The sequence below is a fragment of the Castellaniella sp. genome, assembly GCF_034007085.1.
Classification (GTDB): domain Bacteria; phylum Pseudomonadota; class Gammaproteobacteria; order Burkholderiales; family Burkholderiaceae_B; genus Castellaniella.
The window spans coordinates 1-5,187 of the sequence record NZ_JAVERO010000138.1; the positions used below are offsets into that span (position 1 = coordinate 1).

3 protein-coding genes are annotated in these 5,187 nt (G+C 68.2%); all 3 read left to right on the top strand.

Annotated features, from left to right (window positions below; translation table 11 throughout):
* A partial coding sequence (gene recD / locus RBR29_RS10310) for an exodeoxyribonuclease V subunit alpha (RefSeq protein ID WP_320349054.1) occupies positions 1 to 1,872 on the top strand: 1,872 nt, incomplete at its 5' end.
* Between the two features lie 153 nt (positions 1,873 to 2,025).
* Positions 2,026 to 3,672 (top strand): acyl-CoA synthetase, encoded by a 1,647-nt coding sequence (locus RBR29_RS10315; RefSeq protein WP_320349056.1) that lies wholly within the window; start codon positions 2,026 to 2,028, stop codon positions 3,670 to 3,672.
* A 12-nt stretch (positions 3,673 to 3,684) separates the two neighbouring features.
* A partial coding sequence (locus RBR29_RS10320; RefSeq protein WP_320349058.1) for an NAD(P)H-hydrate dehydratase occupies positions 3,685 to 5,187 on the top strand: 1,503 nt, incomplete at its 3' end.

Sequence of the window (5,187 nt, forward strand, 5' to 3'; positions counted from 1 at the left end):
CCCAGGCTGGCCGTGCGGCTGGCCGTCCTGTGCAGCGCCCGCCTGGCGCACGGCCACCCCTGCCTGGACCTGAAGGCCCTGTGCGCACCGGACGAGCACACATGGGCGGGTGCGGCGGATGCCGAGGATAGCCTGCTCGAACGGCCATCCTGGATCGAGGGGGGGCTGGCAAACTGCCTGAGCGCGCTGGCGGCGGCCGATTTCGTGGGTGAGGGGGATGGCCCTGAGCCTTTGGTGCTGCATGGGCATCGCCTGTACCTGGCGCGCTACTGGCGTGCCGGACGGCGTATCCGCGAAGACCTTGGGCGGCGTCTCGCGTTGGAACTGCCAGAGATGCACGATCCCGCTGCCATCCGTGCCTGGCTGGACGCGGTTTTTACCGAAACCGCTGCCGAGCAGCCGAACTGGCAAAAGATCGCCTGTGCCACCGCCCTGTTGCATGGCTTTGCCATTGTCACAGGAGGACCGGGAACGGGCAAGACCACGACGGTCGTGCGCCTGTTGGCAGTCTTGCAGGGCCTGGCCCGGGCACGTGGTCTGGAACGCGGCCTGCGCATCCGCCTGGCGGCGCCCACGGGCAAGGCTGCGGCACGGCTGCATGAGTCCATCACGGGTGCGCTGGAACGCCTGGCGGCATCGTCCGATGCCAGCCTGCGTGCCGCGTTGGCACACGTCCCGGACCAGGTCCTGACGCTGCATCGTCTTCTGGGCAGTCGGCCCGACACCCGGCGTCCTGCCTTTCACGCGGGCAATCCGCTCGATCTGGACGTACTGGTGGTCGACGAGGCCTCGATGATGGACATCGAGATGATGGACGCCGTGCTGGCGGCATTGCCCGCCCATGCACGTCTGGTGCTGCTGGGCGACAAGGACCAGCTGGCCTCGGTCGAAGCCGGTGCCGTGCTGGGTGAGCTGTGCGAGCGTGCCGAGGGCGGTCATTACACTCCGGCGCAGTGCCTGCGCCTGTTGGCATGCAGCGGCGAAGCGGTGCCCGATGCCTGGCAGGATCCGGCGGGCACCGCACTGGATCAGGCGGTGGTCATGTTGCGCCACAGCCACAGATTCCGTGCCGACAGCGGCATCGGCCGGTTCGCCGACGCCGTGAATCGCGGTGATGTGCCAGCCGTGGCCGGGCTGCTGCGCCATCCGCCCGCCGGCCTGAGCCTGGTGCGGGTGGGGGCTGCAGCGGCGTCCGGCGACGATTGGCTGCACGCCAGCGGCATTCTGGACGAATCCGGCTATCCGGCGCTGTTTCGCGCCGTCCGGGACGGGCGGCCCGCATGGGATGCGCCACTACCGGACTGGGATCGCTGGGCGCGCGCCGTTCTGGCGAGCCAGGCGCGTTTTCAGGTGCTGTGTGCTTTGCGCGATGGGCCCTGGGGCGCGCATGGGTTGAATCGGCGCATCGAAGCCCATCTGCGCGCCGAACGATGGCTCGCGGCGACCGAGGACACCTGGTATCCGGGCCGGCCCATCCTGGTGCTGCGCAATCATGCGGCCCTGGGGCTGGCCAATGGCGACATCGGCGTGGCCCTGCCCGTGCCCGATCCGCAACGCGAAGGTGCCTGGATGGTCCGAGTGGCCTTTGCCGGCGCGGCACCGGATGCGGTGCGCTGGGTATCACCGGCCCGCCTGCCAGAGGTCGAAACGGTCTATGCCCTGACCGTGCACAAGTCCCAGGGTTCGGAGTTCGATCGGGTGGCGCTGGTGCTGCCCGATCGGCGCTCTCCGCTGCTGACGCGAGAACTGCTCTATACCGGTGCCACCCGCGCGCGTCACGCGCTGGCCCTGGTGCTGCCGGGCGAGGCCGCTTTGCTGGAAGATGCCGTGCGGCGCAGGACCCGTCGCGCGGGCGGCGTCTGGAATCCTTGATCCGGAGGTTCCCTGGGGGCTTTGACTTTGCACAGGGCCTGCGTGTCGAAGCGGGCATGTCTGCATGGCACCCAGCTAAAATAGGGGTGACGGGGCTGGTGCGACGAGAGCGCCGGTCCGTTGCAAGTTTCAATTTGATGGATGGAGACCCGCATGACTTCGATATACGATCAGGACCTGCCCCGGAATACGGCCAACTTTGCGCCGCTGACGCCTTTGCTGTATCTGGAGCGGGCGGCCGAAATCTATCCCGAACGGACGGCGATCGTGCATGGTCAGGGTGGTGCGGTCATTCGCCATACCTGGGCCGGTCTGTACCAGCGCAGCCGCCGCCTGGCCAGCGCCCTGGCCGCTCGCGGCATTGGCCGGGGCGATACCGTGGCCGTGATGCTGCCGAACATACCCGCCATGGTCGAAGCACACTTCGGCGTCCCCATGAGCGGTGCCGTACTCAATACGCTCAATACCCGGCTGGACCCAGCCGCCATCGCCTTCATGCTCGACCATGGCGAAGCACGCGCGCTTTTCGTTGATCGGGAATTCTCCCGCATCGTGGGGCAGGCATTGGCGCTGCGCACGCGCACCGAACCTATCCTGGTGGTGGACGTGGATGACCCGCTGTACGATGGCCCGGGCGAAGCTATCGGCGAACTGGATTACGAGACCTTGCTGGCCTCGGGGGATCCGGCATTCGCCTGGCGGATGCCGGACGACGAATGGGATGCGATTGCCCTGAACTACACCAGCGGCACCACGGGCAACCCCAAAGGCGTGGTCTATCACCATCGGGGGGCGGCCATCAATGCCGTGTCGAATATCCTCGAATGGGATATGCCCAAGCACGCCGTCTACCTGTGGACGCTGCCCATGTTTCACTGCAACGGCTGGTGCTTTCCCTGGACAGTGGCAGCCCGGGCCGGTGTGAACGTCTGCCTGCGGCGGGTCGATGCCGCCACCATGATCACGCTGATGCGCGAGCATGGCGTCACGCACTATTGCGGCGCGCCCATCGTCCAGAGCATGCTGGTCAATGCGCCCCAGGCCCTGCGCGACACGATCCCGCCCGGCATCCGGGCCATGGTGGCGGGCGCTGCGCCCCCGGCCTCGATGATCGAGGGCATGGAAGCCCTGGGCATCGACCTGACGCACGTCTATGGTCTGACCGAGGTCTATGGGCCGGCCACGGTATGCGTCAAGAATGCCGCCTGGGACGAACTTGATATCGGCAAGCGGGCCGAACTCAATGCCCGTCAGGGCGTGCGCTATCACCTGGAAAAAGCGGCCACCGTGCTGGATCCGCAAACCATGCAGCCGGTGCCGGCCGACGGCCAGACCATGGGCGAAATCATGTTCCAGGGCAATATCTGCATGAAGGGCTATCTGAAAAACCCGCAGGCAACAGAAGCGGCCTTTGCGGGTGGCTGGTTCCACAGCGGCGATCTGGCCGTCATGTATCCGGACGGCTACATCAAGATCAAGGACCGCAGCAAGGACATCATTATTTCCGGCGGCGAAAACATCTCCTCGATCGAAGTCGAGGACGTGCTCTATCGCCATCCCGCCGTGCTGGCGGCGGCCGTGGTCGCGCGGCCCGATGAACGCTGGGGGGAAACCCCTTGCGCCTTTGTCGAGGTCAAGCCCGATGCCCAGGTGGACGCCGAGGACATCATCGCCCATTGCAAGGCGCATCTGGCTGGCTACAAGGTGCCGCGCTACATCGTGTTTGGCGAACTGCCCAAGACGTCCACCGGCAAGATCCAGAAATTCGAACTGCGCCAACGGGCGGCGCAGCCGGACTGAGGCGCTGGATTCATGTCCGCTGGGCCCCCTTCCGTCGATGCAGGCGCCGGCCATGGCGTGCCGGCACCGCTATCGCGGCATGCTTTGCTCAGCCCGTCGCAGATGGGCCGGGCCGATCGGGCCGCGCCGGCCGCCGGGGTGTCCGGCGCGCAGCTGATGGCTGCGGCAGGCGCGGCCGTGGCGCAGGCGATCCGCGAACGCTGGGCGCCGATGCCGGTGCGGGTGCTGTGCGGGCCGGGCAACAACGGCGGCGACGGTTTCGTCGTGGCCCGTCTGTTGCGGGATGCCGGCTGGACGGTGCGTGTGGCCCTGTGGGGTGACCGGGGTGCCTTGCATGGGGATGCCGCCTGGGCGGCCGAATCCTGGGGCGGGGCGGTCGAGCCTGCCGCGCCCGCCTGTCTGGAGGGCGCCGCCCTGATCGTGGATGCGCTGTTGGGTGCGGGCCTGAGCCGTGCGCCGACCGGCGATCTGCAGGCGCTGATCGATGCGGTCAATGCCGCCGCGGCACCGGTGTGCGCGATCGACGTGCCAACGGGCCTGGATGGTGCCAGCGGCCGCTGTCCGGGGGCCGCCATTCGGGCCGACCTGACGGTCACTTTCTGCCGCCGCAAGCCGGGTCATCTGCTGCTGCCCGGTCGCACTTTATGCGGCGAGCTGATCTGCGCCGATATCGGCATGCCTGATGCCGCGTTGGCAGCCATCGCCCCCGAGGCTCACGCCAATCATCCCGACCTCTGGCTGGATCGGTTTCCCTGGCCGCGAACCGACAGTCACAAATACCGCCGCGGCCATGCGCTGGTCGTGGGTGGCGACCGGATGCTGGGCGCCAGCCGCCTGGCTTGCCTGGCGGCCGCGCGCATCGGTGCCGGTCTGGTGACGCTGGCGACGCCGCCAACCGTGTGGGCGGTCCAGGCGGGCGCCCTGACGTCGGTCATGGTCGAGGCCCTGCCACCGGATGGCACGCTGGCCCAGGCCCTGGCAGACGCGCGCCGCAACGCGCTGTTGATCGGCCCAGGGCTGGGCCGGGCGCCCCTGGGGCGGCAGCAGGTCCTGGATGTACTGGCTACCGGGCGGCCCTGCGTGCTGGATGCCGATGCGCTCAGTGTCTTTGCCGACCAGCCGGACACCTTGTTCGCGGCGTTGAGCAGACAGTGCGTGCTGACGCCTCACGAAGGCGAATTCGTGCGGCTCTTTGGATCCACGTCGGAAGCCGACGATGGCGCTGTCTCCGGCACACGGGATGACAAGCTGCGGCGTGCCCGCGCTGCGGCCCAGCAGTGCGGGGCGGTCGTGGTGCTCAAAGGAGCCGACACCGTGATTGCCGCGCCCGACCGCCGTTGCGTCATCAACGACAATGCGCCGCCGACGCTGGCGACAGCCGGCGCCGGGGATGTGCTGGCGGGCGGCATCGTCGGCCTGCTGGCGGCGGGGATGCCGGCCTTCGAGGCTGCCTGCGCTGCAGTGTGGCTGCACGGCCTGGCGGCCGATCAGTTGGGCCCAGGCTTGTTGGCCGAG

Excerpts from the sequence above, each read along its gene's own strand:
- RBR29_RS10315 (WP_320349056.1), top strand. The coding sequence starts at position 2,026 with ATGACTTCGATATACGATCAGGACCTGCCCCGGAATACGGCCAACTTT.